Source organism: Lactiplantibacillus sp. 30.2.29, assembly GCF_018991255.1.
Taxonomy (GTDB): Bacteria; Bacillota; Bacilli; order Lactobacillales; family Lactobacillaceae; genus Lactiplantibacillus; species Lactiplantibacillus pentosus.
The window spans coordinates 89,845-114,983 of record NZ_JAGYGU010000001.1; the positions used below are offsets into that span (position 1 = coordinate 89,845).

Genomic DNA, 25,139 nt, shown 5'->3' on the forward strand with positions numbered 1-25,139 from the left:
GGCAGAATGGAAGATCCGGTAAGATGAAAGTAATTATCGTTGGTAGCACCCATGCGGGGACCGTAGCGGCACGCGAAATTTTAACACGTCATTCAGAGACGGCAGTGACGATTTATGAACGAAATGATAACGTTTCGTTCGTTTCGAGTGGAATCTATTTGTACTTAACGGGGGTCATCCAACACCTCGAGGACATGTTTTACGCGTCACCGGCAGATTTAACAGCGCTGGGTGCGAAAGTCAGGACCCAACATAACGTGTTGCGAATCGATACGGCGCACAAGACCGTGCAGGTGGCAAATATGCAGACGGGCGCGGTCTTTGTCGACACCTATGACAAGCTCATCATGGCGACGGGTTCCTCAGTCATCGTGCCGCCCATTATGGGAATCGACCATGAAAAAGTCCTGCTCTGTAAAAATTACCAACAGGCCGAACAGCTCTATCAGTCACTACGACCCAATCAGCAGGTCGCCATTGTTGGGGCTGGTTACATGGGGACCGAACTAGCTGAAAGTTACGCTAGCATGGGGCATCGAGTCAAATTGTTTCATTCCCATTCGCAAATTTTAAATAATTATCTTGGCCCCGAGATGGCCGGTGCAGCGGCACAACTGTTACGTGACCACCAAGTCGACGTGCATTTGGATGAGCGGGTCACGGGCTTCACTAGTGGGCCAGATGATCAGCTCGTCGTTGAAACGGCGCAGGGCGATTATCCAGTTGATTTAGCCATCGTTTGTGCCGGTTTTATGCCCAATACGGAATTATTGCGCGGACAAGTCGCGATGGACCGTCATGGGGCGATTCTGATCAACAAATATGTGCAAACGTCCAACCCGGATATTTATGCGGCTGGGGATGCCTGCGTGGTCAATTACAATCCCACCGGTCAGCCGGCGTATACACCACTGGCAACTAACGCCCTACGTCAAGGCGCGCTCGCAGGCATCAACGTATTTGGTGACCTGCAACCCTACATGGGGACGCAAGCGACCTCGGCCATGCAACTCTTTGACCACACGATGGCGACGACTGGGCTAACTTATCCAGCGGCAAAAAAACGCGAATTGCCGGTCCGCCACGTCGTTTATCAGGGCGATTGGCGGCCCGCTTACATGCCCAGTACGGCCAAAGTTACGATCGACTTGGTCTACGATTATCAAAGTCGGCAAATTCTGGGAGCACAATTCTGGAGCCAACACGACGTTGCGCAAGCGGCCAATACGATTTCAGTGATGATTCAAAATCAGAATACGATCGATGATTTGGCCTATGTAGACATGTTCTTTCAACCGAACTTCAATCAACCGTTCAACTATTTGAACCTGGTTGGGCAATTAGCGGTCAAACAAGAGTATCAACGTGGCAATCAAGCGCCGCACATCACAGCACCGGGTAACTGGCCGACGCCGCCTGAACAGGGCTAATCAGATTGCTGGATTTATAATCGAAACATGAAAGTGAGCGCAGTTGTCGCAAGAACATGGCTGCAGCTAATCAATTGTTATAAAAAGATGCATTCAGAATTCAACGTCGAATTCTGAATGCATCTTTTTAGTCTTGAATCAGCTTGTTAAATTTGATACTAAAAATTGATCAACCGCTTGACCGTATTTGCATGGTTAAGCGGTTTTTACACAAAAAATGTGGCAATGATGTTAGGTACCGGGTGAGCCCGTATCATCACGGTATTAATTAGCGCCGACTGTGCATCGTGACGATGGCCGACCAGTTCGCGGTGGTCTAGGAATCGGGGAGTTCCACATTAACGGCTTGTATTTACATTGCGAAAGCGCTTAAATAGATGAGGATGCTTGACCTTGGCTGAAGCGGCAATGTGAGCATTGATCAATGTAAGACCGTGCCTTAAGCAATGAATAATCTAGGTCTGCTAAGTCGGCAATGGCAGTCACGGTGGTAGTTATCGAAGCAACTAAAATGAATGGGAAATGGGGCAAGTCATGTTTAGTTACGAACAGCTTGAAAAGTATAATGAAACGGATGTGGCGATTTATCGGTATATCGTCAAGAATCTGGATAAAGTGGCGTACATGAGTATCCGTGAATTAGCGCATGAATTGCATGTATCGACTTCCACGATTTTGCGATTCTGTGTCAAAAATGGCTTTGCCGGTTATCGGGATTTTAAGCAGGCATTGAAAAATGAGCAGCAACAATTGACGACCTATGAGCCGCAAAGTGACGTCAGCGAATTGGCTAACTTCTTTGCCAAAACCAATTCAGCCGCTTATGAACAAAAACTCTTGCCAGCGATTGTCGCTTTACGGCACGCGTCGCTGATTATCTTTGTCGGTATCGGCTCATCAGGTAGCTTGGCCCGCTACGCTGCGCGGTGTTTTACCAATGCCGGTAAGATGGCGTTTGGCCTCAAGGATAGTAAGTATCCCGTCAGTGCGTTTGAGCAGCAGCACCCGGTGATTTTCGCGCTATCAGAGAGTGGTGAGACCCCCGAACTCGTGACCCTGATTCAACACTTTCAGCAGCAACAGTGCCCAATTTTAAGCATCACCAATCAGTCCCAGTCCACGGTCGGCAAGCTTTCCGATTGGAACTTTGCCTACCAGTTGACGCATCAGCGGATTAATGGAAACTATAATCTGACAACACAGGTGCCAGTCGTCTATGTTATTGAGACCTTGTCCAAACGGTTATAACGAAAAGGAACGATCCGTGACTTGAAGCGTAACGGTTCGTTTTTTAAGCTGGATAGTGAAAGGGGCGCTTAGGGATGGATGAACTTGAAAAGAGCTTGAGTGGTCAGAACTATGATGCACATGCACCGGTTTTTTTGGAGATGAAACGGCATACACGGGAACTTTTGAGCCAGTACAATCAACTTGCTTATGATCAAAAGGATGAGAAAAAGACATTGTTACGGGCGATGTTTGCGGCAGTCGGCCAGAATGTGTCGGTTGGTAGCCCGTTTATTTGCGATTATGGCCGCAATATTTCAATTGGCAATAATGTTTCAATCAATATGAATTGTACGTTTGTGGATTGTAATCGAATCGTGATTGGCAACAACGTGCTGATTGCCTCGAACGTTCAGATCTACACGGCGACGCATCCGGTCGAATTGCGAGATCGGTTACGGGCTGATTGGCAGCCGGATAGTGGGCAGTACTTCTGTCAGACATATGCGAAACCAGTGACGATTGGGGATGGTTGCTGGATTGGGGGTGGCGTCATTATTATTCCCGGCGTCACGATTGGTGCAGGTTCAGTGATTGGTGCCGGCAGCGTCGTGGTGAAGGATATTCCTGCGAATACAGTGGCGGTCGGTAACCCGTGTCGAGTGATTCGGCAGATCAATCAGGAGGAGCGGCATGCTTAAAATGGTGGCGTTTGATTTCGATGGCACCTTAGCGCCGACGATTCCGATGGTGATCAAAGCCTTTCGCAGTAGCGTCGCACCTTACGTCGAGCATGAATTGACGACTCAAGCAATCGTGCACACCTTTGGCTTAAACGAAATTGGGATGGTCAAATCAGTTGCTGGGCCACGCTGGCGAGAAGCGTTAGCCGCATTTTATGAAGCGTATATCCAGGCGCATCGAGAAGTGACTGTGCCGTATCCGGGGATGGTTGAACTACTAACACGACTTCGTGAGCAAGGGATTGTATTAGCGTTAGTGACGGGCAAGGCAGCTAAGAGTTGTCGAATTTCACTGACAATGACTGGTTTGACAACTTTCTTTCCCATTAAATTGTACGGGTCGGAATTTGCGCCAAATAAAGCGGCCAACTTGCGACAATTATTAAGTTCGCAGGATTTAAGTCCGGCAGCGGTCTGCTACGTCGGTGATACGCGCTCAGATTTTGAGGCTGCGGCCCAAGCAGGGATTCAGTGCTTGACCGCAGCTTGGGACCCCGACCAGCAGACTGATGCAAAGGCAGATCAGCTCGTGTTTCGGTCTGTCAATCAGTTGGCGGCTTATTTGCAGGTACGGATTACGCGATAGGTCAGTGGTGGTGGCAGCATTGCCTGAGATAATTGTTCATGTAGCAAATTAGTGAATCGTGATTAACAGAGAATCAAAAAGCGGCAACTGGTCCGGCTTCGAAATTTCGAAGTCGGACCAGTTTTTAGTAATGGACTTGATGAAGTCTATCAGATGACGTTGAAGCTGGAATTATCAATGGTTTGCTACGGCGCTGCGTGGCGTACTTGATAATCAATGCTTTTATGCTATAGTACATCATACTAAATAGATATTTAACATAGCAATGCTGGGCCAGTATACTAATAACCAAGCTAGACGAGACAAGGAGGATTCGAATGAAATGGTTATTAGTTATTTTAAGTTTATTGATTGGAATGATTGGACTGTCTGCATGCCAGCAACAAACACAGCGGACAACGTCAACCAATCGCCACTCGTCGCAATCACAATCGACAAAAACCAAGTCAAAAAAAGCCGAGTCAAATAAAACACAGTCGAGTACAGACAATCAACAGGTTGGTCAACGGATCACGGTTACGATCAACGGCCACCAACTGTCCGCTCATCTGAATCGTTCCAGTGCAGCGAAGGCCTTTGCGCGGGAGCTCCCAACGACACTCAGTTTTCGCGACTATGCTGATTTTCCTGAGAAGATTGCGGATTTGCATCATGCGTTACCGACGACTGGAATGCCGAGTGGTCATGCTGGTAATCAAGGGGCAATCGGCTACTGGTCTCCTGACCAACGCATTGTCTTCTATTGGGGAACTGAGTCGTATTATGAAGGCATTCATATCATTGGTCACTTTGATAGTCAAAATTATCGCCAAGTTATTAAAAACATGGGCAATCATGTTCGGATTAGAATTGCGAGGAGTCAATCATGAGACGTCATTTGTTGGTTAGTTTGATTATCGGTATTAGTTCTGTGTTACTGATTCTGGCTGGTTGCCAGCGTCGCACGAGTACTGAGACAAAGGGGCCTTCTGCTGGAAAAGTGACGACTGGCGATCGCCGATTAGCAATCAATGACCAGGTGGTACACGTTAAGTTCAGCGGTGAGGACATCTATGGGCATCTGTATACGCCTAAAAAACATGGCAAGCAGATGCCCGTTGCCATCGTTGCGCATGGATTAGGTGGTACTTACCAGGAGCTAGGCGGGCCGGCGCGCCATTTAGCCAGCCGTGGTTACATGACCTATGCGTTCGATTTTCCAGGCGGCAGTTCTGGTGGTCAAAGTACTGGTGTTCGGCAGACACAGATGTCGATTGAGACCGAGGCCCATGACTTGACGGCGGTCATTAAAGCCATCACAGCGCGTTCAGCTGCAGCTTCCGGGCGCACATTGCTCGTCGGTGGTAGTCAGGGCGGCGTGGTTGCCGGACTAGTTGCCAGTCGTCATCCTAAGTTGGTTGACCGGTTGGCCTTAATGTATCCCGCATTTTCGATGACGCACGATGCGCGGAGTCAGTATCAGACCATCGGCGCAGTACCACGGACGACGGACGTTTTCGGGTTTACAGTCGGTCGGGCGTATTATCGAGCGCTGCTACGCCAAGATGTCACCAAAACGGCGACGACTTATCGGGGCCCAGTGTTGATCGTCCACGGCGATGCGGATGACATCGTCCCAATCAAGTATGTGCGCCAAGCCGCAGCCAACTATCAGCATGGACAACTGCATGTTTTGTCTGGCGCGGGGCACGATTTTGAAGGCCACAATCAACGTCAAGCTTTAAAGTTACTGGATAAGTTCATTAACACAAAATAGCCACTGACAGGATGATTTGACGACATTGATTAAGTTAATGAAAGACCTTAATTGGCAGTACAACATAAGGAGATGCTTTTTATGAAAATTGAACCTACGATGGCCGCAACGCGGGTGACCGCAGATGAAGATCAGTATATTTTTGAGTTGAGCGATAATGTCACGCGTGAAAAAGTCTATTACCCAACTCGTTTTGGGGTGGAAATCGCCGCTGACTTATACTATGCCAAGGATGGTGGTAATCAGGGACAACAACCTGCAATTGTTGTCGGCCCACCATTTGGCGGCGTTAAGGAACAAGGACCAGGTGTGTACGCGAACCAATTAGCACAACGCGGTTTTGTCGTACTGGCTTTTGACCCGGCCTACCATGGTTATTCAGGTGGACAGCCGCGTTATAGTGGCTCTCCTGACACGTATGTCGAAGACTTTTCTGCGGGCGTTGATTATTTAGGAACATTACCATTTGTTGATCGTCAGCGGATTGGTGCCCTGGGTATTTGTGCTTCTGGTGGATTTTCGTTAGCTGCGGCAGCTCAGGATGCCCGTATCAAGGCCGTTGCTACCAGTGTGATGTATGATATTCCACATTTAGCTAATCTGGCCACAGGTGAGACCCGGCAACAGCAGCTAGCGACATTGAGTGAACAACGCTGGTCAGCGCTTGACGCAGCTGAGAGGACATTTCCAGATCATCCCGTAACCACGATTCCGGAAGGGCTAGATCCCGTTAGTCAAGAGTTCTTCAGCTTTTACGGCTTCAAACGGGGCTGGCACCCAAATGCAACGCATAACATTACGTCAGTCTCAAATTTGAGTTTCATGAACTTTGAAGCGACGCGCCGTATCAATGAGATCGCACCACGTCCAGTAATGCTAGTGACCAGTGATGAAGCGCATTCAAAGGCATTCTCGGAAGAAACGTATGCGCGTCTGAACGATCCCAAGCAACTGGTTGTCGAACCGCATGGGCAACATGTGGATTTCTACGACAATGTCAATGTGATCCCGTTTGATAAATTTGCCGACTTCTTCAATCAAAATTTGTAAGTCGGTCGTTAGAAAAAAAGTATAAATGGCGTTCTTTCATGATGGTTCAATGGTCGTGATGGGACGCCATTATTATTTTCAACTCACGACTCATAATAGTGGTCGTTATTATCACTGATATGAAAAAGTCCGACCGGTATCAATGGCTACAGACAATGATCGCTGATTATCCTCGTAAATTCCGGCATATGAGGCTGGAAAATGCGTATAATGGGAGCATAAGGGCGGTCGGAATCAAGGCGCAAGGTAACCGAACACGATTGTGTGTCATGATTAGCTTTCATAACAGCGTTGGCCGCCTAAATTGGATGGGGATGTGGTTAATGATGAATGTGTTAATTATTGGTACGGGTAAGTTGGGGTATGAAGTCTATCGACGCGTGGCGGTGATGCCTGAGTGTCACGTGACTTTGTTGGACCATCATCGGCATGACCATGATGTTTCGCTGGCGACACAATTGATTGGTGATGCGACCAGTGTTGAAGATTTAAAACGGGCGCTGGTCGGTATTGACGTCGTCTTTTCGACGGTTGGGATTACGCAAGCGGAAACGTTCGCAACGGCACTAGTGCAGGCGATGGATGAAGTGGGCGTCAAGCGGCTGTTATGGACGACACAGTTCCAAATCAATGCGGATCAGATCTCGGAAGCAATGTACGACTTGGCTAACCGTGAATTTGGCTTTAGTCGGGAAGTGGAAACCAATTATGTGGTCGGACAAAAAGCGGGTGCGGCGGTGATTAAAGCCAGTGATTTGGCATACACGCTCTTAGAATGCCACTTCTTCAAATATACGGATGAAGCTGATAAGCTGATTGTGGAATCCGCTGAAAATGCGGTTAGTGGCGGCCCGTTAAGCATCTTCTCACTGGCAACACTGATTGCTGATATGGTGCTTCACAACCAAGATTATCCACAACGTGAGCTGATGATTTCCGCCCGTCCGAAAGCGTCAATCTGAGACCCACATACAGCGATTGCAGACGGCAGTTTTGCGTGCATCTAAGACCAATCAATCGCGAACAAAATATCAGCCCGGCCTCTCGCTTTTGCGACGAGGCCGTTTTTGGGGTGCAGAGTAATCAACAAAAAAATATTCAATACCGAAAAACTAATGTCATCCAGTGTCTCGATTAGAATTAATACTGATCGGATAGATTGGCAAATTGAGCTGGTACAGGAGCATTTTGAAATGGCTTCGGGTTGCTATGGCAAGAGGTTTGTCCAGTTGAAAGTTAAAGGTGTGCTCCGTTGTGGCTGCAATTCGCCTGATGGTAAAATGAGTTTACCAGCAAGATTCGCACTGGCACGGTGATTGTCAGTCATGATTGCTGAATCAAAGTCGTTCTTTTGCACTGATTTTTTAGCGCTGAAAGGGAGGAAAATAGGTCCACCCACTAATAAAGTCAGAACCTGTAGAGGAGATAGTACCATGCAATTCAAAAAATTAGCGCCTTTGATGGGCGGATTGCTCGTTATGAGCGTTGGTTTAGCTGCTTGTGGTCAAACGAAGACCAAGACTAAGCAGACGACCAGCACGGCCACTAAGGTTGCAAAAGCCACCAAGCAGACGGTGACGACCGCAGATGTCAAGAATGCCAAGAAATTATTGATTAATCAAAAGAAGTGGCGCTACAACGCCAAAAATAAAGTCTATTATCAAGTTGGCGTCAAGTATGGCACCAAAACAAGTAGTAGCACTTATGAATCGATGGGGATCTTTATTCCGGCCAAGTATGTCACGGCAAAGGCTAGTGGTCAGAAGACGTATACCATCACTTTTAATAATAAGGCCAAGGTTAAAGGGTATACCGCCAAGACGGCGCCAATCGTGATGCCGGTTAATACACCTGGGTACGCGGCACAAACGGCACCGACCAGCTATGATAGTAATGCAAACAAATATACCAAGGCGGGCTTTATTTACGTTGCTGCTGGGTGTCGGGGTCTGAATCAAACGGATAAGTCGAATGGGTCGTCGCCTTGGGGTGTGACCGACTTGAAAGCAGCGGTCCGGACTCTGCGTTTGAACAGCAAACGGATTGCAGGCGATACCAATCGGGTCTTCACCTTTGGTCACAGTGGTGGTGGTGCTCAGAGTGCCTTGATGGGTGCGACTGGTGACAGCAAGAAATACACCACTTACCTGAAAACCATTGGCGCACCAATGGCGACAACGAGTGGTAAGTCGACGAGTGACGCGGTTGCTGGTGCAATGGCTTGGTGTCCGATCACTAGCCTGGATACAGCTAATGAAGCGTATGAATGGAATATGGGACAATACTCAAATTCTGGTACGCGTAAGCAAGGCACTTGGACCAAGGCGCTATCTAATGACATGGCTACCAGTTACGCGCAATATATCAATAAGTTGGGGTTAAAAGATGCTGATGGCAAGACCTTAACGCTTAAAAAATCGACTAACGGTATTTATACGTCTGGTAGTTACGCCACTTATTTGAAAAAAGAGGTCGAACAGTCACTGAATAACTTCTTGAAAGACACGACGTTCCCATACAAGGCAACTAGTAATGAAGGTCCGAGTGGTGCCGCAGCCCAAACCGGCACGACAACTGGAAAAATGCCAAGCGGCAGCAAGCCATCAGGGACAGCCAAGTCAGGAAGTCAACCTTCTGGTGGTGCGCCTTCAGGTGGAACCACCAGTGCTTCATCGACGAGTGGCAAGACTTACAAGACCGCCACGGCCTATATCAAGGCGCTCAATAAGAATGGCAAATGGATTACTTATAATGCCAAAAAGAACACGGCCACGATTACCAGTATGAAAGCCTTTGTTAAGCACTGTAAGACGGCTTCCAAAGATGTGGGTGCTTTTGATGGACTGACCCGGCAACAGATTGAGAACAAGCTATTTGCGACGAGTGGCAGCAGTGCTAACCACTTTGACTCGACGATCAGTAAGTTATTAACGGCCAATCACGCCAAGTATGCCAAGCTAAAGAATTATAAGGCCAGTTATGCGAAAGCCTACCAGTCAGATTTGAAGAAGACCAATGCTCAGGGCAAGTCAATTCAATCACGGATGAATCTGTATAATCCACTGTATTATCTGACAAGTTATTATGATGGCTATAATACCAGTAAAGTTGCCAAGTATTGGCGGATTCGGACTGGAATTGACCAGACGGATACGGCTTTGACGGTTGAAACTAATCTGGCCCTGACATTGAAACAAAATCCGCAAGTGAAAAATGTTAATTTTGCTACCGTTTGGGGACAGGGACACACTGAAGCTGAGCGGACTGGTAATTATGAAACGAACTTCATTAAGTGGGTCAATAAGAGTTTGAAGTAAGTACAATCAAATTGCGCTCGAACTTTAAGATTCGGGGTGCTAAAAAAGCGTGGCCAATCGGATTCATTTTCCGGTTGGCCACGCTTTTAAAATTGACTAGTTGTGCACACGGATCTGGCGGGTATATAGCTTAGCTTTTGCTGAGCCGGCTTCACGGTTCAATCGAGCCACCGAACAATATCGCACAGATTCCAGAAAAGATACTACCAACTTTCCGGTGCCCGTGTCGGCGTTGTGAACGCTACGGCGATTTGGCGCAAACCTTCATAAGTCAGGTGGGTCTCTGCGCCTAAAATGGTGGCCATCCGTTGCTCACTAGCTTCAAAAAAGGCTTCAATTTGAGTCGCAAGTTGGCGTGCTTTGGGCGTTAATAGTAGTCGCTTGTAACGGCCGTCGTCTTTCACGGGCGCCCGGACGAGTAGATCGTCGGCGACCATTTTACTGACGAGACTGGAACAAGTTGCTTTACGGATGTTGAATTCCAATTCCAGATCACGTTGAAAAAGATCGTGATGTTGTTCATTGTTGGCGATGAAATTAATGACGCTGATTTGCATGCCAGTCAGCCCGAGTGTTTTGGCGTAGTGGTCTGAGTCGCGTGAGAGGGCGTTATGGGCTTTTTTGATCATGACACCTAAAGAATCTTCCATACGAGATTGCTCCTTATTGTGTGTATCGTTCGTATTAGAACTAATTTGCATTATATGGACTATCAGCTGTGATGTCAATTGATTTATCACTAGACACTTCAATTCAGTGTGTTAGAATGGTGAATAGTTCGAAACCGAACTATAAGCTAAGGAGTTGAATTATGCATGTCAAAGCGAGTTGATTTGAAGCTGATTTTGGCAATCATTGCTGCGGGACTCTTGTCCTTTTGCGGGGTGATTGTCGAAACGGCGATGAATATCACGTTTCCCAAATTAATGCGGACGTTTGCCATTAATACTGCCACCGTCCAATGGATGACGACGGCGTATCTGCTGATTGTGGCGACGATTGTGCCGATTTCGGCGTTTTTGAAACGGCGGTTCAAGACAAAAACGCTGTTCGTAACGGCCAATCTATTGTTTATTGCCGGTCTGGTCGTGGATGCCGTCGCGACTAATTTTCCACTACTAGTGATTGGCCGCATCATTCAAGGTTGTGGCACAGGGATTGCGTTACCATTGATGTTCAATATTATCATCGATTGGGCACCTGCCAATCAGAAGGGCACGTTGATGGGGATTGGGACGCTGATTACGGCGATTGCACCGGCGTTAGGACCGACCTTTGGTGGCATCATTGTCAACAGTATGGACTGGCACTGGATTTTTATTTTCTTGATTCCAGTCCTCATTCTGTCTTTAATCCTAGGAATCTACGCGATTCGCCAGGCAGAGCCAACCACTAAGGCCCGGTTTGATGTCCTCGGGTGGTTGATGATCGTGCTACTGTTCGTCGGGTTTACGATTGGATTTAGCAAACTTTCAACGGTGACAACGCAACCGTGGTCGTTTGTGGCCTGGCTCATCGTTGGACTGGTCGGGTTAGTGGGCTTCATCATGCGCACCCAGCACACTAACCAACCATTAATTAGCCTTAAAATTTTTCAGTCATCATCTTATGACGGGCATTTACTGGCCTATTTCTTAGTTCAAATTTGTGCGTTGGGCTTAGCCTTTATTTTACCGAACTACATCCAATTGGTGAATGGTCAGAGTGCACTGTTGGCGGGGTTATTTGTCTTACCAGGTGCCGCCATTGGGGCAATTTTTGCGCCTTTAGGTGGTCAAATTCTCGACCACTTTGGTGCGGCCAAACCGGTGCTGACGGGGTCGACCATTCTCGTAATTGCGATGGCACTATTTACGATCTTAGGCATGCGACTCAGCGGTGGGTTGATCTTGGGGATTTATATCCTCCTGATGGTCGGTATCGGCCTAACGATGGGTAATACAATGACTAGTGGTCTTCAGCAGCTGGACCTATCACAGCAGGCGGATGGCAATGCCGTGTTCAATACGATGCAACAGTTTGCTGGCGCCATTGGGACTTCCGTAGTTTCAGCGGTGATTACCTTAGTTCAAGCACAGGCAACTGGAACGACTGCCCACCGGACGGCACTCGGGTCAACGATGGCTTTGGGCATCTTGTTTGTACTCGTGCTGATTGAATTAGTGGTGATTGCCAGAGCGATGAAGGCCCGGCGGCACCAGACGGCTCAAAATTAGTTGGTTCCTGCGCTGTGTGATTAGAGGCTGAATCACTGGGTCAGCCAGTTATTTGGCAGTCATTCAATTGCTACGGACTGACTGCGACACAATTGCGAAAATCAGAAGTCACGCCAAGTAACAGCTATTCTAGAGCCCTTAAAAAGACGAACGCAGCTAGCTTAGAACTAGCACCGTTCGTCTTTTTGCGTCCAACGGATTTTTATTGCGCCGGAGTGGGTTGCATGGTGACTCGTCGTTTCTCGGGATGGTGGTCCAAATAGTCGCTGCCCCAATCGGCCATTGAATTAATGATTGGGCGCATGCTTTCACCTAATTTGGAGAGGTGATACTCGACTTTGGGTGGGATGACGGGGAACGCTTTTCGAATGACCAAGCCGTCATCGGTCATCTCCCGTAAACTTTGCGTGAGCATTTTTTGACTGATTCCAGCAACGCTTGTCCGTAATTCGGAATAGCGCCGAGTTCCCTTCAGTAAATCTCGCATGATGAGCACTTTCCACTTGCTACTGAGTAAATCAATCGTTGTGGCAACCGGACAGATTCCATTTTGTTCTAATAATTTTCTTGAAGACATTGGTCGTGATCCCTTTCATTGATTAATTCTTACTAAAAGTATGTGTCGAACTTAAAAGCGCCTACTTACTTTTTGTGCGTATTGCTATTATAGTGATTATTGTTCAAAAAGACAACTGATACCACGCACGGAAACAAGCGTTGAGCTCGAATGCGAGGGCACTTGTCGGCAAAGACAGAAGGTAGGGAGAATTCATGATTACGTTTAAGCAAGTCACTAAGACCTATGCACAATCCGTTGCACTGCAGCGGGTTAATTTGACCATTAATAGTCGGGAGCTATTTGTGTTAGTCGGCCCTTCAGGATCAGGTAAGACGACCTTATTAAAGATGATCAATCGATTAAACGAGCCAACAAGTGGAGAGGTACGTATTGATGATCAAAAAGTCAATGATGTTGAGGTTAAGACACTGAGACGGACGATTGGTTATGTTTTACAATCTGGAGCACTCTTTCCAAATATGACAGTCTTTGAGAATGCGGCCATCTCGTTGGCCGTTCTCGGCTGGCCAATCAAAAAACAACATGAACGGGTGAACGCATTATTACAATTGGTTGGACTGGCCCCACAAAAGTTTGCAGAACGCCATCCTAGTGAGCTATCAGGTGGTGAAGCACAGCGGGTTGGAATTGTTCGGGCCTTGGCAGCTGACCCATTGATCGTATTAATGGATGAACCGTTTAGTGCGCTTGACCCGATTTCTAAGCGCCAGTTACAGGAATTGGTATTGACGCTCCATCAACGGCTTGAAACGACGTTTGTATTTGTGACCCATGATATGCAGGAAGCCATTAAGCTAGCTGATCGAATGGCCGTGATTCATAATGGTGAGTTGCAGCAAGTGGGCACGCCCGCTGAGATTTTAACGATGCCGAAAAATAAATTTGTGACTAATTTTTTTGCCGGTGAGGTGAATACCAAGCTTTATCTGCAGGCCGTTTTAACTGCCCACCTTGGGACAGTCTCCTCAAGCGAAACGTCAAATGAGGCGATTGAATTGAAACGGACAGACACGCTTTCAACGTGGGCGGCAATTTTAGCGAAAAAGCCACGCGCCTTGATTCGCGTTGACGGCAAAGTTTTGGCGCCACAAGATTTGATGCAATACATGGCAACCATCCAGTCGGGAGGCCAAAGGAAATGAGTGCTTTAATGAGCTATTTGACCAAAAATCAATCTGCAATTGTGAGTGCGCTAGGCCAACATATCGAATTGTCAGTGATTGCAATATTAATCACCGTTGTTATTGCGATTCCGCTGGCTGCAGTCTCGCTAAATCATCGTAAGCTGGGAGAATTGATGTTACAAGTGACTGGTGTCATTCAAACAATTCCCAGTCTGGCGATTTTAGGTATTCTAATTCCGTTTGTTGGGATTGGAACCGTACCAGCGATTATTGCCCTAGTGTTATACGCCATTATGCCGGTGTTCCAGAATACTTATGCCGGACTGACCAATATCGATCCGTTATTGATCGAAGCGGCGGATGCTTTTGGGGTTTCAAAACGATTTAAATTATTTAAAGTTCAATTTCCCTTGGCCATGCCAATGATTATTTCCGGCATCCGGATTGCAGTTGTGATGGTCATTGGGACCGCGACTTTGGCTGCTTTAATTGGTGGTGGAGGACTGGGAACGTACATTATCCTAGGTATTCAGACCAACAATAATAATGCATTAATTGTGGGTGCCGTCCTATCTGCGGTACTGGCGTTGGTTGCGAGTGCGTTGATTCGAATTTTGGTCCGAGTTCCAGTGAAACATATGATTATTGGTATTATGGCGTTGGCCATGATCATCGCTGGTGGTGTCGGTGTTGAAAAGCTGATGACGCCAAAAGTAGAAAATGTGGTGATTGCTGGTAAAATGGGTGGTGAGCCTGAGATTCTAATCAATATGTACAAGGATTTAATCGAGCAAGATAATCCGAACGTCAAGGTGACGCTCAAACCAAATTTCGGTGGGACCAGCTTTTTGTTTAAGGCATTGCAGAGCCATAAAATCGATATTTATCCAGAATTCACCGGTACGGTGCTCCAGTCCTTGGTCCAAGGACACACTAAGTTGAATGCTGATCCAAGTGTGACTTATCAGACCGCTAAGCAGGCATTAGTAAAACAGTATCAAATGGCTTATTTAAAGCCGATGCGTTATCAAAATGGCTACGGGATTACCGTGACGCAGGCCACTGCTAGAAAATATCATTTGCGGACTTATGCGGACTTAAAGCGCTACCCACAATTGAGGGCCGCGTTTGACCCCGATTTCTATCAACAATCTGATGGGTATCCGGGACTACAAAAGACATACGGTCTTAACTTTAAATCGGTTCGAACAATGGAGCCAGCCTTGCGCTACGAAGCACTTGCCAAGGGTAAAGTTGACGTGACGGATGCCTATACGACTGATCCTCAAATTAAGAAGTATCAACTGGTATTACTGACGGATAACAAGCATTTCTTCCCACCATATCAAGGTGCACCATTGATGACCAAGCGCTTTATGACCCAGCACCCGCAAATCGTTCGATCATTGAAAAAATTAGCGGGCAGGATATCGACAACTGATATGCAAACGATGAATTATCAAGTAACGGTCCAACATCAGAAAGCAGCAACAGTTGCCAAACACTATCTTAAAGCGCACCATTTATTAAAATAGTAGTGAGTAGAATAACGAAAAGGAGTAATCTTATCATGCAAGCATACGTTGTTAATCATCCGGGTGGTCCCGAAGCGCTTGAACTGACGACCGTTCCGAAGCCAGTTGTTAAACCAGGGTGGACCCGGGTCAAAGTATTAGGTTTTGGCATTAATCATTCTGAAATTTTTACACGCGAGGGCAAGTCACCCAGTGTGCAGTTGCCGCGGATTTTAGGTATCGAAGTCGTGGGTGTCGTGGATGAGACCAGTGCGCCCGACCAGTTGACGCCAGGGCAGCGCGTCGTCTCTATTATGGGTGAGATGGGGCGTGCGTACGATGGCAGTTACGCCGAATACGTCTTACTCCCCAACAGTCAGGTTTATCCGATTCAAACGGATTTGCCGTTACCATCATTAGTGGCGACGCCGGAAACGTATTACACGGCTTTTGGTATTTTCAATAGTTTACGCTTACAAGCAACTGATTCCGTTTTGATTCGGGCGGCAACCAGCGGGGTCGGAATTGCGGCGCTTAAGTTGATCAAGGCATTCAATCCGAAACTGACCGTGACTGGCACGACGCGACGGGCTGCCAAAGAGTCGGCGTTACTAGCTGCAGGGTTTGATGCTGTCATCGTGGCACCGGATTCAGCTAAACTACCAGCTGCCACGGGAAATTTTGACAAGATTATCGATCTGATTGGGCCACTTAGCGCCAAAGATTCGTTGCAACATCTGAATGATGGCGGAATCGTCAACGTCACGGGTGAGTTAGGTGGTGTCTGGACGATCCCGGACTTTGATCCAATCAGTGATATTCCAAACAATGGCTATTTGACCGGCTTCTCGTCCGGTGATGTTTCCGAGGCCAAACTTCAGGCGTTGTTCGATTTTATTCACGATTACCACGTCGATGTACAACCCGCCCGAGTCTTTGCGTTCAAGGATGTGCCAGCCGCGCACGCCTACCTACAAGCGACTGAGAGCTTTGGTAAGGTGATCGTGTTGATGGACGATGCGGCGACGGCCTAAATAAATTCCCATTTGTTGATCGGTTTCAGTGGTTGTCAATTAGCACAGCTGAAGTAGACGGGTAGAATTAAAATAATCTTGATGGATATGTGCATCATGCTAAAAGTCCCACGCCAAAGCTTAGCTTGACGTGGGACTTTTAGTCTGGCCAGATAAGTGGCGGAGTACTTTGTGCCTTATTTGACCGTGGTGTTCAACACGATGTTAACCATACCCAAAAGTAATGTAAGACCATGTTAAAAAGGTATTTCACATTTTTGTGTACAACCGTTATGATGGTTATTACAAAATGAGTTTTGGGTGAGTCTTTGATTAGAAAATACGTGATAATCAATATCTTCGGGCTTAGGTGTCGTGATGCCGGGCAAAAAATGAATCACAGGTGGTTGTTCATAAAACGCTGATGAGTCTTGGTCATAATTAGGGCGCTTGATTGTCTGCGGTTGGCGCTAAACCATGCAAAAAGGTGGCAGCGACTAGCATTAAGTATAGCCAAAAGTATGGTAATTCCATATTCAATAAGTATTTAACATTATTCAGACCGGCAGTTATGATAATAAGCAATCAGTGAGTTAAACATTGGGCTTTGATGAGCAATCATCAGAGCGGACAACTAACCTGGCGTCATGAGACGTCGTTTAAGTTTAGGACAATTTATCAGTCAATGTTTGCTTCACAGACAAGAGAGGATGAAAGTGATGAGTATAAGCGAGAAAGTGATTATTATTACTGGTGCTTCCAGTGGTATCGGTGCCGCAACCGTTAAAGTTTTGGCGCAACAGCACGCCAAATTAGTCATTGGTGCGCGCCGATTAGCACGATTGACCGCACTCAAACAGGCATTACCAAATGCCACGATCGTGCCACAACAAGTGGATGTGACCAACTATGAGGATGTCCAAGCGTTAGTTCAAACTGCCCTCGATCGCTTCGGGCGGGTCGACGCATTTTATAATAACGCCGGGATTATGCCGGTAAATGCAATGAGTGTGGGTGCTCGTGATGAATGGCAACAAATCTTAGATGTCAACGTTACTGGTGTGCTGAATGGGATTGCGGCGGTCCTCCCAACCATGATCAAACAGCAGCATGGTCATATCTTGGCGACTGATTCCGTTGCGGGGCACATCGCTGTTCCAGACCACGTCGTTTACAGTGGGTCAAAATTTGCGGTGCGCGCCATTATGGAAGGCTTACGACAAGAACAGTATCAGAATAACATTCGAACGACACTGATTTCTCCAGGGAGCGTGGCAACTGAGCTGTATCAGTCCATCGCTGACAAAACACATCAGCAAGCAGAAATCGATATAGAAAAACAATTGGGAATTGACCCAGTCAATATCGCACAAGCAGTGGCTTTTGCTATTAATGCACCAGAATCCGTCGCTGTTAACGAAATGGTCATTCGACCAACGAAACAAGCCATTTAATATTGGAAACAGTCTGCAATGCTGTCGACGAGATTGAGTTAGAAATTGCGGTCACGACAATATTGCGGATGCCAAGCATACAAGGAGGTTTTTCATGAAGCACTGGCGAGTCCTAGTCGTCATTGGGGCGCTAGTTATCGGCGGTTGGAGTCTTAACCATGACAATTTGGTGCGCTCGCAACGGGCGGCGTTACTACGACCGCAGTCGGTCCGAAAGTTGCCAGCGACCGTCATCAATGAGTTACAGCGGATGATCCAGCCATTGCGGTCACTCGTTGAGGCCCCCAAAACGGCCTCAAACGTGACGATTAGTCGGGGAACCACCCCGGTTAATTCGTTGGTTGCCCGGCAGCGATTATCATCAAAGTATGTCTATCATTTTGAACAAGCAACACCTAAGCCGGTCAAACGGGTCTTTCATACGGCAATTCAGACCTATAACCAGACAGGATTAGTCCAGTTACGACCCGGCAAACCGAGCTTGACGCGTAATTCATTAACCTTGGGAACGTATCAGCAACAACAATCGCATGCAAACGGCAGTATTGAACTTGGTCAGGGTGGTCCGACCGTCACGTATGCGGTCGTTAAGACGCTCAATCATGGCCAGGCACGACTGAATACGGCTTATCCGGAGGCGGTCGCCACCTCAGTTGCCGTTCATGAAGTTGGCCATGCGCTGGGATTAGACCATAGTCGCCAACTTGACTCGGTGATGTACCCATTTGATCAAGGCCAAACGACTTTATCGCAGGCCGATATATCGGCACTCAAGACGATTTATGGTTAGTGCGGGGCAGACATTGAAAATATGCATTGTGCTAGTTAATTTGTCATGAATCCTGATTAAATCATGCCAATTTCCAAGTTCAAAAGCTGTCAGCTGAGGCCCGCTGAAAACAGTGCGAGTTACCGGAAACGTGCAGTGATTGGATCGTCCTACGCCGGCTTCCAGGCATTCTGGGCAATCGCCGTAACGTGGTGGACACAGATTTAAGCCGACAACCCACGTCTTAAATACTGGTCTTTCACGCTGGCTGCATTATTGACGAAACATGTTCGGGTCAGACTGGGACTTCCGGTTAGCTACGCCAGAACGCCAAGCGGAAATGCACCGCTTAACGCTCTAGCTAGGCTAATCCTCAGTCCCAACCCGTCTGAACCTCACACTCTGCAAAACACTTGGCCTTGCCCAAAATACCTTCCAGCCGGGATGGTATTCGAAAGGCGGACATGTGTGAGCTCAACTTTTTGTTGAATTAGTCGTTGGTTCCTTGATACAGGGTCATTTTGACAATCCCTGTCAGAGTGATTCTAAAAACAGCTAAGCTTTTTTACCTAATGCTTTAAAGCTTCTGATAAGCAGCTTCACTAAACTTGTCAGAATTTTCTCCAATCGTATGAGATAGCAAAGTCTCAAATTATAAACGAAGATAATTGTATCGACTAAATTCAAGACTAATGTCCGTTGAATCTTGCAAATAAAATTCAACTGATTTTTTCAGTGATTGAGTGTGATAAAGCATTATTGAGACCAATTAAAAGTTTACCTGAAGGACCAGTCACTTAATATTCAGTGGTCAGTTGCACCCAGATAGGTGGCCGTTCATCTGCCATTCGAGCGGGTTCCCGACTGTAGGGGCTGGCGGACAATGCTCAAGGGCGAGATTCTTCTTGTCCGGGTGGGGTTCCCGGACTAGAAGAAGACTCGTATTTGAAATTGCACAGTGGGTTTCTGCGTGAGTTCAAATCGATGTCCGCCCTGTTCCAGCGTTGTCAGCCGGCCCCGGAGGTCGGAATATGGCGCGCCTCGGCTGACGAACAGGAATCTAAACTGGCATGATTTAATCAGCTTTAATACTAAAGAATAACTAGCACAAATGGAAAGTGGAAATAAAAAAGATTATGGCAAACATTGAGAAGGGAATCGTGAAGTAATGAAACAATTTGGATTAGCACTAATTGCGGCGGGGTCGATGATGTTAGCGGGTATCTGGTTGGTGATGCTAACGGATCATCGCTCACAGAATTTGACGAACCAGCACAGTGTGGTGGCACTGGCACCGAAGACTAATTCATCGTCATCAATCACCTCGATAGTTGATTGGTGTGATCAGTAAGTGAGCGATTGTGCGGAATTCAGTATCAGGTCGTAAATGGGACATAGCCTCAATTCCGCTGGTGCTCATCAGAATTTTAGGTGAAACATAAAAGGAACGATTGACGCGTGATCAAGTGGCGTCAATCGTTCCTTTTTGTCGATCGGTAATCATTTTAAACCGTTTCACGAACACGTTGGCTGCGCTGTTTGACGGCCGTCCACAGGCAGTGTAACCCAAAGGCCGAGCCGAATGACAATGGCCAGGTCAGCAGATAGACGACCACGATGCCAAGCAAGGGTGACCAAGTCGTCAGTTGGCGGCCAAAACTCAGCCAGAGCAGCGTTGACCAACAGACGTTCGAGAGATACGCCTTGTAGGCCATGCCAGCGAAGCGGTGGACAAATCTTGTAAATGGGCGGTGCCGCTTGACTTGCGCCAGGCACAGCGCTGCCAGCAGGCCAATCACGGCAAACGCATATAGGGTCATCGAGGGTTTGTAGTACGGTGCGTTCCCCAGCTTGACCGGGAAACCATAGCTGAATAATTCCCGGTTGATCCACCAGAAGCAAAGCAGCAATAAGCCGACTAAGCTCGGCCACCAGCGCATGATCAAGTGGTCAAAACGGGACCGAAAGACCCACGCCAGCACACCGCAGACCCCGAAGATGAGAAAGCTGACAAAGAACCGGTCGAATAAGTACCAGTGTTGCATTTGTGGGCCATGGAAAATTTGTGTGTCATAGAACCACAGCCATAAACCGGTGATGAGGATGGTCACCGTCAGCACTAGTTCACCGCGGTGTGGGTGATATTGACACCAGCGGCCAATCGCCCAGAAGAGTGGCATCAAGATGATGAATTGAAGCATCATGGTGTTATACCACAGGTGCGGCGCTGCGTTACCATTGACAAAACGCCAGAGAAAGCCCTTCCAATTCTGAAAAGGAGAACCCTGTTGTAATTGGGGCATCAAAACCAAGTAAATTAATGTCCACCAAATCGTTGGGACAAACAAGGCGTGCCACTGTTGCCGTAAATAAGTCCCATAAGTTAGCTCACGCCGTGCCAACGTCGTCCGGGTCGTCGTGTACAGGATGCCAAAGATGAAGGCGGGGGCCGTATACTTGACCAAATTATAAAGGACCCCGATGCCAACTTGCGCGGCCACAGTTGGGTGTACTGTTAACGCGTCCGCCAAGATTGGTTGTGCCATGACTGCCGTACAAGCGCCTAATTTCAGGTAATCCCCGATATCAGCTTGCTGGGCAGGTTGAGTTGAAGGTTCGTTCATTGTTCGTCGCCACCTTTCGAATAGTGTGAGATCGAATGGTGGATAATCTTAGATTCAGTTTAGCGGAATTTTTCAGATTTGCAAGGCTCATTTTTACAAGCCACGTTTTTACTAAGCCAGATTTTATAAGATTCGATTTTATAAGGATTGCGCGCGAGTGTCGACGAATAATTTCACGAGGGCGTTTGCTAAACGGCGATTTTGCGGCGTTTCTTTGCTCTGTCCCTCCGTCAAATAAATCGTTCGTAACGGCGGGTTCGGATTTAAGCGCGTCAAGTGCAACTGTGAGCCGGTCGCGTGCCAAGTGATGGCGGGAATAAAGCCGATTCCAATGCCGTGTAGCAGTAGCGCACGGATGCTGGCGGGGTCGTCTGATTCGTATTGATAATCGACAGGCACCCGTTGCTACTTAAAGTAGGCGTCCATCGTTCGGCGTAGCGGTGTCTGGCGACCAAGCGTGACTAAGGCGTGGGATGCAAGTTCGGCAGGGGTGATCACTGACGTTTGGAAGACTGGCTCGAGGCTGCCAACTAAAATTTCTTCCGTCAGCAGTGGTACCGACCGCAAATTAGTCGCGGGTTGGCGCGTTGAAATCGTGAAATCAAAGTTCTCAGTGTCATTGACGGTACTGATCCGTTGCGTTAATTGCACGGGCGCAGCCGGAAAAATCTGGTGGATCTGTGTAATGATTTCTGGAATCAGCGCAGAAGCGACTTCTACTAGCAGACGGATGGGCCGCTGCCGTGTGGAAACGGGTGATGAGACTGCGTCAATGCCCTGATTTAACTGCTGGAGGGTTGCTTCCACATAGTTCAAAAAAGTTCGCCCTTTAGCATTGATCTGAATCCCGCGGCCAACGCGGTCAAACAAGGGCGTTCCTAGTTCTTTTTCCAAGTCCTGAATTAATTTGGTCATTGCTGGCTGACTGATAAACGCCTTCTTAGCCCCAGCAGTGATACTGCCGGTTTGGGCGGTGTACATAAAACCTTCCAGTTGTGAGATATTCATAAACGTCCCTCGATTCATAACTAACGGTTATTAATATAACTTTAATTCATTATACAACAGAATCAATTCGGCATACACTAAGCTTGTGAGATCGATTTGAATGGGTATCTGAAAGGAGGCTGCATGGTGAAAGCGTTATGGATTTTTCCTGGCCAAGGTGGGCAGCGTGCTGGGATGCTTACGCACGTTCCAGGTCCGTTACGACAGCATGTTGAACAATTACTCGGACTGAAATTATTGGATACAGCACAGGGTTATCAAGATTCGGTACAACTGCAAGTCAGCATTACACTCCTGCAAGTGAGTCAAGTGGACCAGCTGATTGCGGCCGGCGAACGGCCTAGTCTTGTTGCAGGGCACTCATTAGGCGTGTTTGCGGCAGCCTATGCGGTTGGCAGTCTGACACGTGATGATTGTTTTCGATTGGTCAAACGGCGCGCGGAATTGATGCAGACGGCTTATCCCCATGGTTACGGGATGGGCGTGATTGTTGGCTTGACCCGTACGGCGGTGACGACCTTGGTCGAACAGGTTCATACGGCGACACATCCAGTGTATGTCTCCAATCAAAATGCCAGCGACCAAACGGCAATTGCGGGTGAACTCATCGCGATTGACCAAGTGTTGACGCTGGCTAAGCAGGCTGGAGCAGCCAAGGCACTGCGATTAAAGGTGCCGGTACCGTCGCATTCGCCGTTAATGGCCGCTGTTGCCGAGCAATTGGCATCAGCGGCTCAAGCGACGCCGATTCAGCGACCGACTGGCGTGTATCTGGCGAATTATTCAGGCCATGCAGCCCGGCAAGCGGCCAAGGTCAGACAAGACTTGGTCAGTAACTTGGTACATCCGGTCTATTTTGAAGCAATGTGTCAGGTCGCGCTGAACTACCAGCCGGATGCGATTCTCAATTTTGCGCCCGGCAGCCCATTTCGCCACGTCTTACAACAAGACTTTGGCGATCTTCGGCAGATCGATTTAAATCAAACGTCGCTAGATGACGCACAGTACTTATTGAATAAATGGAAGCGAGGGACTAATTAAATGAGTGAAGAACATAATTGGGCATCACGACGGACGGCCAAGCAGGCCAAGCTGACGGCGATGCAATCTTGGTTGAACGGCAAGTTTGGACAAACGAAAGATGCTAAAACCATTCTAGAAGGTTTGATCCAAAGTGGTGACCGCGTCGTTTTGGAAGGTGATAATCAGAAGCAAGCGAGCTTTTTGTCTCAAACCTTAGCCCAAGTCGACTCGGAAAAGGTCAATCATTTGCACATGATTATGAGCAGTATTTCTCGACCAGAACACCTCGATATTTTCGAAGACGGCATCGCCAGCAAGCTCGACTTCTCGTTTGCGGGTCCACAGAGTACGCGGGTCTCGCAAATGATTGCGGATGGCAGTTTGGTGATTGGCGATATTCACACCTACTTAGAATTATATGCGCGCCTCTACGTCGATTTAATTCCAAACGTCGTATTAGTGGCTGCGGATCAAGTCGATAAGGACGGTAACTTGTATACCGGCAACAACACTGAAGAAACGCCGGTCATCGTTGAAGCAGCTGCGTTCCATGACGGCATCGTCATCGTTCAGGCCAATCAAGTCGTGGATCGCGTGCCACGAGTCGATATTCCGGGAGACTGGGTCGATGTGGTCATTCCGGCCGACCAGCCATACCAGTTGGAACCATTGTTTACGCGTGACCCGCAGAATATCACTGAACTGCAAATCTTGATGGCGATGATGGCCATCAAGGGAATCTATGGCAAACACCATGTTCAGTCGGTCAATCACGGGGTCGGCTTTAACACCGCCGCAATCGAGCTCCTGCTCCCGACTTATGGGGAACAGTTAGGGTTGAAGGGCAAGATCGTGCCAAACTGGGAAGTTAACCCGACACCAACCTTGATTCCTGCGATTGAATCTGGCTGGATCCAATCGATTCACTCATTCGGTGGCGAAGTCGGCATGGGCGATTACATTTCAGCGCGACCCGACATCTTCTTTGTGGGACCAGACGGGACGATGCGTTCTAACCGGGCCTTCGGGCAAATGGCCGGGCAGTACGCCTTAGACATGTTCGTCGGCTCGACCTTACAAATCGACCAGTATGGGAATTCATCGACCGTCACACACGGGCGGCTCTCTGGTTTTGGCGGTGCGCCAAATATGGGGTCCAATCCAAGTGGTCGGCGGCACTCGACGCCCGCTTGGCAGAGTTTACGTCCGGACAATGACCCGTTAGGCAAAGGCCAAAAACTGGTCGTTCAAATGGTTGAGACCTATGGCGCTAATAAACGCCCAGTCTTTGTGGATTCATTAGACGCGGTCGCTGTGCAAAAGGAAGCTAAACTGAAGAACGTCCCAATCATGATTTATTCGGAAGACACGACCCACATCGTGACTGAAGAAGGAATCGCTTACCTTTACAAGACCGATAGTATGGCGGAGCGCCAAGCGGCAATTGAAGCGATTGCCGGTGTGACGCCGGTTGGCCTTCGTAGTGATCCCGCAGTCGTCCAAGATTTGCGGGCACGCGGCATTGTCGCCTTACCAGAAGATTTAGGTGTGCGGCGGACCCAGGCGACACGTTCGCTACTGGCCGCGCAAAATATGGCCGACTTAGTCCAGTGGTCACACGGCCTCTACAATCCGCCGGCTAAGTTCCGTAGCTGGTCGTAACGTTGAATTAGATTGAAAGTTGAATCAGATTGAAAGATGAGGA

23 protein-coding genes are annotated in these 25,139 nt (G+C 47.9%); 18 read left to right on the forward strand and 5 right to left on the reverse strand.

Going from position 1 to position 25,139, the window contains the following annotated elements; translation table 11 throughout:
- Positions 1-23 precede the first annotated feature (23 nt).
- The 9 genes from KGF65_RS00400 to KGF65_RS00440 all read left to right on the forward strand — a co-directional run bounded on the left by KGF65_RS00400 (position 24) and on the right by KGF65_RS00440 (position 10,109).
- Positions 24-1,430: an FAD-dependent oxidoreductase gene (locus tag KGF65_RS00400; protein WP_216748018.1), complete on the forward strand. Its 1,407-nt coding sequence runs from the start codon at positions 24-26 to the stop codon at positions 1,428-1,430.
- A 534-nt stretch (positions 1,431-1,964) separates the two neighbouring features.
- Complete coding sequence (locus KGF65_RS00405; RefSeq protein ID WP_216748017.1) at positions 1,965-2,678, forward strand: MurR/RpiR family transcriptional regulator; 714 nt, start codon at positions 1,965-1,967, stop codon at positions 2,676-2,678.
- A 74-nt stretch (positions 2,679-2,752) separates the two neighbouring features.
- Positions 2,753-3,358, forward strand: coding sequence for a sugar O-acetyltransferase (locus KGF65_RS00410; RefSeq protein ID WP_050338547.1), 606 nt, complete (start codon positions 2,753-2,755; stop codon positions 3,356-3,358).
- Positions 3,351-3,986, forward strand: a complete 636-nt coding sequence (locus KGF65_RS00415; RefSeq protein ID WP_101873410.1) for an HAD family hydrolase — start codon at positions 3,351-3,353, stop codon at positions 3,984-3,986. The genes KGF65_RS00410 and KGF65_RS00415 overlap by 8 nt, the downstream gene beginning before the upstream one ends.
- 317 nt (positions 3,987-4,303) lie before the next feature.
- Positions 4,304-4,855 (forward strand): cyclophilin-like fold protein, encoded by a 552-nt coding sequence (locus KGF65_RS00420; protein WP_216748016.1) that lies wholly within the window; start codon positions 4,304-4,306, stop codon positions 4,853-4,855.
- Positions 4,852-5,742 carry a S9 family peptidase gene (locus tag KGF65_RS00425; RefSeq protein ID WP_216748015.1) on the forward strand — a complete coding sequence of 297 codons (891 nt, stop codon included), beginning with the start codon at positions 4,852-4,854 and terminating at the stop codon, positions 5,740-5,742. Before KGF65_RS00420 ends, KGF65_RS00425 begins: the two co-directional genes overlap by 4 nt.
- A gap of 81 nt (positions 5,743-5,823) precedes the next feature.
- Positions 5,824-6,792: an alpha/beta hydrolase gene (locus tag KGF65_RS00430; protein ID WP_225083193.1), complete on the forward strand. Its 969-nt coding sequence runs from the start codon at positions 5,824-5,826 to the stop codon at positions 6,790-6,792.
- 323 nt (positions 6,793-7,115) lie between these two features.
- Positions 7,116-7,754: an NAD(P)H-binding protein gene (locus tag KGF65_RS00435; RefSeq protein ID WP_225083192.1), complete on the forward strand. Its 639-nt coding sequence runs from the start codon at positions 7,116-7,118 to the stop codon at positions 7,752-7,754.
- Positions 7,755-8,225: 471 nt separating this feature from the next.
- Positions 8,226-10,109: a subtype A tannase gene (locus KGF65_RS00440; protein WP_216748014.1), complete on the forward strand. Its 1,884-nt coding sequence runs from the start codon at positions 8,226-8,228 to the stop codon at positions 10,107-10,109.
- A gap of 203 nt (positions 10,110-10,312) precedes the next feature.
- Here the strand turns inward: KGF65_RS00440 and KGF65_RS00445 are convergent, their stop codons facing one another.
- Positions 10,313-10,759 carry a MarR family winged helix-turn-helix transcriptional regulator gene (locus tag KGF65_RS00445; RefSeq protein WP_056952280.1) on the reverse strand — a complete coding sequence of 149 codons (447 nt, stop codon included), beginning with the start codon at positions 10,757-10,759 and terminating at the stop codon, positions 10,313-10,315.
- 165 nt (positions 10,760-10,924) lie between these two features.
- On the opposite strand from KGF65_RS00445, the gene KGF65_RS00450 reads away from it, so the two are divergent.
- Positions 10,925-12,325, forward strand: coding sequence for a DHA2 family efflux MFS transporter permease subunit (locus KGF65_RS00450; RefSeq protein WP_216746458.1), 1,401 nt, complete (start codon positions 10,925-10,927; stop codon positions 12,323-12,325).
- Between the two features lie 202 nt (positions 12,326-12,527).
- On the opposite strand, the gene KGF65_RS00455 is transcribed toward KGF65_RS00450, so the two are convergent.
- Entirely contained in the window at positions 12,528-12,902 is a 375-nt protein-coding gene (locus KGF65_RS00455) for a helix-turn-helix domain-containing protein (RefSeq protein WP_216748013.1), read from the reverse strand.
- A 194-nt stretch (positions 12,903-13,096) separates the two neighbouring features.
- On the opposite strand from KGF65_RS00455, the gene KGF65_RS00460 reads away from it, so the two are divergent.
- From KGF65_RS00460 to KGF65_RS00485, 6 genes are all read left to right on the forward strand, one after another.
- Positions 13,097-14,047, forward strand: a complete 951-nt coding sequence (locus KGF65_RS00460) for an ABC transporter ATP-binding protein (RefSeq protein WP_101873415.1) — start codon at positions 13,097-13,099, stop codon at positions 14,045-14,047.
- A complete protein-coding gene (locus tag KGF65_RS00465; RefSeq protein WP_213472256.1) occupies positions 14,044-15,564 on the forward strand; it encodes an ABC transporter permease/substrate-binding protein in 1,521 nt (506 codons plus the stop codon). Before KGF65_RS00460 ends, KGF65_RS00465 begins: the two co-directional genes overlap by 4 nt.
- 35 nt (positions 15,565-15,599) lie before the next feature.
- Positions 15,600-16,577 carry a zinc-binding alcohol dehydrogenase family protein gene (locus KGF65_RS00470; RefSeq protein WP_101873417.1) on the forward strand — a complete coding sequence of 326 codons (978 nt, stop codon included), beginning with the start codon at positions 15,600-15,602 and terminating at the stop codon, positions 16,575-16,577.
- A gap of 695 nt (positions 16,578-17,272) precedes the next feature.
- Positions 17,273-18,010, forward strand: a complete 738-nt coding sequence (locus KGF65_RS00475; protein ID WP_191982634.1) for an SDR family oxidoreductase — start codon at positions 17,273-17,275, stop codon at positions 18,008-18,010.
- Positions 18,011-18,104: 94 nt separating this feature from the next.
- A complete protein-coding gene (locus tag KGF65_RS00480) occupies positions 18,105-18,800 on the forward strand; it encodes a matrixin family metalloprotease (protein WP_101873419.1) in 696 nt (231 codons plus the stop codon).
- Between the two features lie 1,147 nt (positions 18,801-19,947).
- Positions 19,948-20,130 (forward strand): hypothetical protein, encoded by a 183-nt coding sequence (locus KGF65_RS00485; RefSeq protein WP_101873420.1) that lies wholly within the window; start codon positions 19,948-19,950, stop codon positions 20,128-20,130.
- Positions 20,131-20,284: 154 nt separating this feature from the next.
- Here the strand turns inward: KGF65_RS00485 and KGF65_RS00490 are convergent, their stop codons facing one another.
- The 3 genes from KGF65_RS00490 to KGF65_RS00495 form a co-directional block, all read right to left on the reverse strand.
- A complete protein-coding gene (locus tag KGF65_RS00490) occupies positions 20,285-21,403 on the reverse strand; it encodes an acyltransferase family protein (RefSeq protein ID WP_101873421.1) in 1,119 nt (372 codons plus the stop codon).
- Positions 21,404-21,541: 138 nt separating this feature from the next.
- Complete coding sequence (locus tag KGF65_RS16900; protein ID WP_225083187.1) at positions 21,542-21,802, reverse strand: hypothetical protein; 261 nt, start codon at positions 21,800-21,802, stop codon at positions 21,542-21,544.
- A gap of 6 nt (positions 21,803-21,808) precedes the next feature.
- Entirely contained in the window at positions 21,809-22,411 is a 603-nt protein-coding gene (locus KGF65_RS00495; RefSeq protein ID WP_225083186.1) for a LysR family transcriptional regulator, read from the reverse strand.
- A gap of 123 nt (positions 22,412-22,534) precedes the next feature.
- Between KGF65_RS00495 and KGF65_RS00500 the strand changes: the two genes are divergently transcribed.
- Both KGF65_RS00500 and mdcA read left to right on the forward strand, forming a co-directional pair.
- Positions 22,535-23,452, forward strand: a complete 918-nt coding sequence (locus KGF65_RS00500) for an ACP S-malonyltransferase (protein ID WP_225368231.1) — start codon at positions 22,535-22,537, stop codon at positions 23,450-23,452.
- Complete coding sequence (mdcA, locus tag KGF65_RS00505) at positions 23,453-25,096, forward strand: malonate decarboxylase subunit alpha (RefSeq protein WP_105924266.1); 1,644 nt, start codon at positions 23,453-23,455, stop codon at positions 25,094-25,096.
- Positions 25,097-25,139: the final 43 nt, after the last annotated feature.

Bases quoted from the DNA above. Each gene is read 5' to 3' on its own strand.
- KGF65_RS00400 (WP_216748018.1), top strand. From the start codon at position 24: ATGAAAGTAATTATCGTTGGTAGCACCCATGCGGGGACCGTAGCGGCA.
- KGF65_RS00405 (WP_216748017.1), top strand. From the start codon at position 1,965: ATGTTTAGTTACGAACAGCTTGAAAAGTATAATGAAACGGATGTGGCG.
- KGF65_RS00410 (WP_050338547.1), top strand. From the start codon at position 2,753: ATGGATGAACTTGAAAAGAGCTTGAGTGGTCAGAACTATGATGCACAT.
- KGF65_RS00415 (WP_101873410.1), top strand. From the start codon at position 3,351: ATGCTTAAAATGGTGGCGTTTGATTTCGATGGCACCTTAGCGCCGACG.
- KGF65_RS00420 (WP_216748016.1), top strand. From the start codon at position 4,304: ATGAAATGGTTATTAGTTATTTTAAGTTTATTGATTGGAATGATTGGA.
- KGF65_RS00425 (WP_216748015.1), top strand. From the start codon at position 4,852: ATGAGACGTCATTTGTTGGTTAGTTTGATTATCGGTATTAGTTCTGTG.
- KGF65_RS00430 (WP_225083193.1), top strand. From the start codon at position 5,824: ATGAAAATTGAACCTACGATGGCCGCAACGCGGGTGACCGCAGATGAA.
- KGF65_RS00435 (WP_225083192.1), top strand. From the start codon at position 7,116: ATGATGAATGTGTTAATTATTGGTACGGGTAAGTTGGGGTATGAAGTC.
- KGF65_RS00440 (WP_216748014.1), top strand. From the start codon at position 8,226: ATGCAATTCAAAAAATTAGCGCCTTTGATGGGCGGATTGCTCGTTATG.
- KGF65_RS00445 (WP_056952280.1), bottom strand. From the start codon at position 10,759: ATGGAAGATTCTTTAGGTGTCATGATCAAAAAAGCCCATAACGCCCTC.
- KGF65_RS00450 (WP_216746458.1), top strand. From the start codon at position 10,925: ATGTCAAAGCGAGTTGATTTGAAGCTGATTTTGGCAATCATTGCTGCG.
- KGF65_RS00455 (WP_216748013.1), bottom strand. From the start codon at position 12,902: ATGTCTTCAAGAAAATTATTAGAACAAAATGGAATCTGTCCGGTTGCC.
- KGF65_RS00460 (WP_101873415.1), top strand. From the start codon at position 13,097: ATGATTACGTTTAAGCAAGTCACTAAGACCTATGCACAATCCGTTGCA.
- KGF65_RS00465 (WP_213472256.1), top strand. From the start codon at position 14,044: ATGAGTGCTTTAATGAGCTATTTGACCAAAAATCAATCTGCAATTGTG.
- KGF65_RS00470 (WP_101873417.1), top strand. From the start codon at position 15,600: ATGCAAGCATACGTTGTTAATCATCCGGGTGGTCCCGAAGCGCTTGAA.
- KGF65_RS00480 (WP_101873419.1), top strand. From the start codon at position 18,105: ATGAAGCACTGGCGAGTCCTAGTCGTCATTGGGGCGCTAGTTATCGGC.
- KGF65_RS00485 (WP_101873420.1), top strand. From the start codon at position 19,948: ATGAAACAATTTGGATTAGCACTAATTGCGGCGGGGTCGATGATGTTA.
- KGF65_RS00490 (WP_101873421.1), bottom strand. From the start codon at position 21,403: ATGAACGAACCTTCAACTCAACCTGCCCAGCAAGCTGATATCGGGGAT.
- KGF65_RS00495 (WP_225083186.1), bottom strand. From the start codon at position 22,411: ATGAATATCTCACAACTGGAAGGTTTTATGTACACCGCCCAAACCGGC.
- KGF65_RS00500 (WP_225368231.1), top strand. From the start codon at position 22,535: ATGGTGAAAGCGTTATGGATTTTTCCTGGCCAAGGTGGGCAGCGTGCT.
- mdcA (WP_105924266.1), top strand. From the start codon at position 23,453: ATGAGTGAAGAACATAATTGGGCATCACGACGGACGGCCAAGCAGGCC.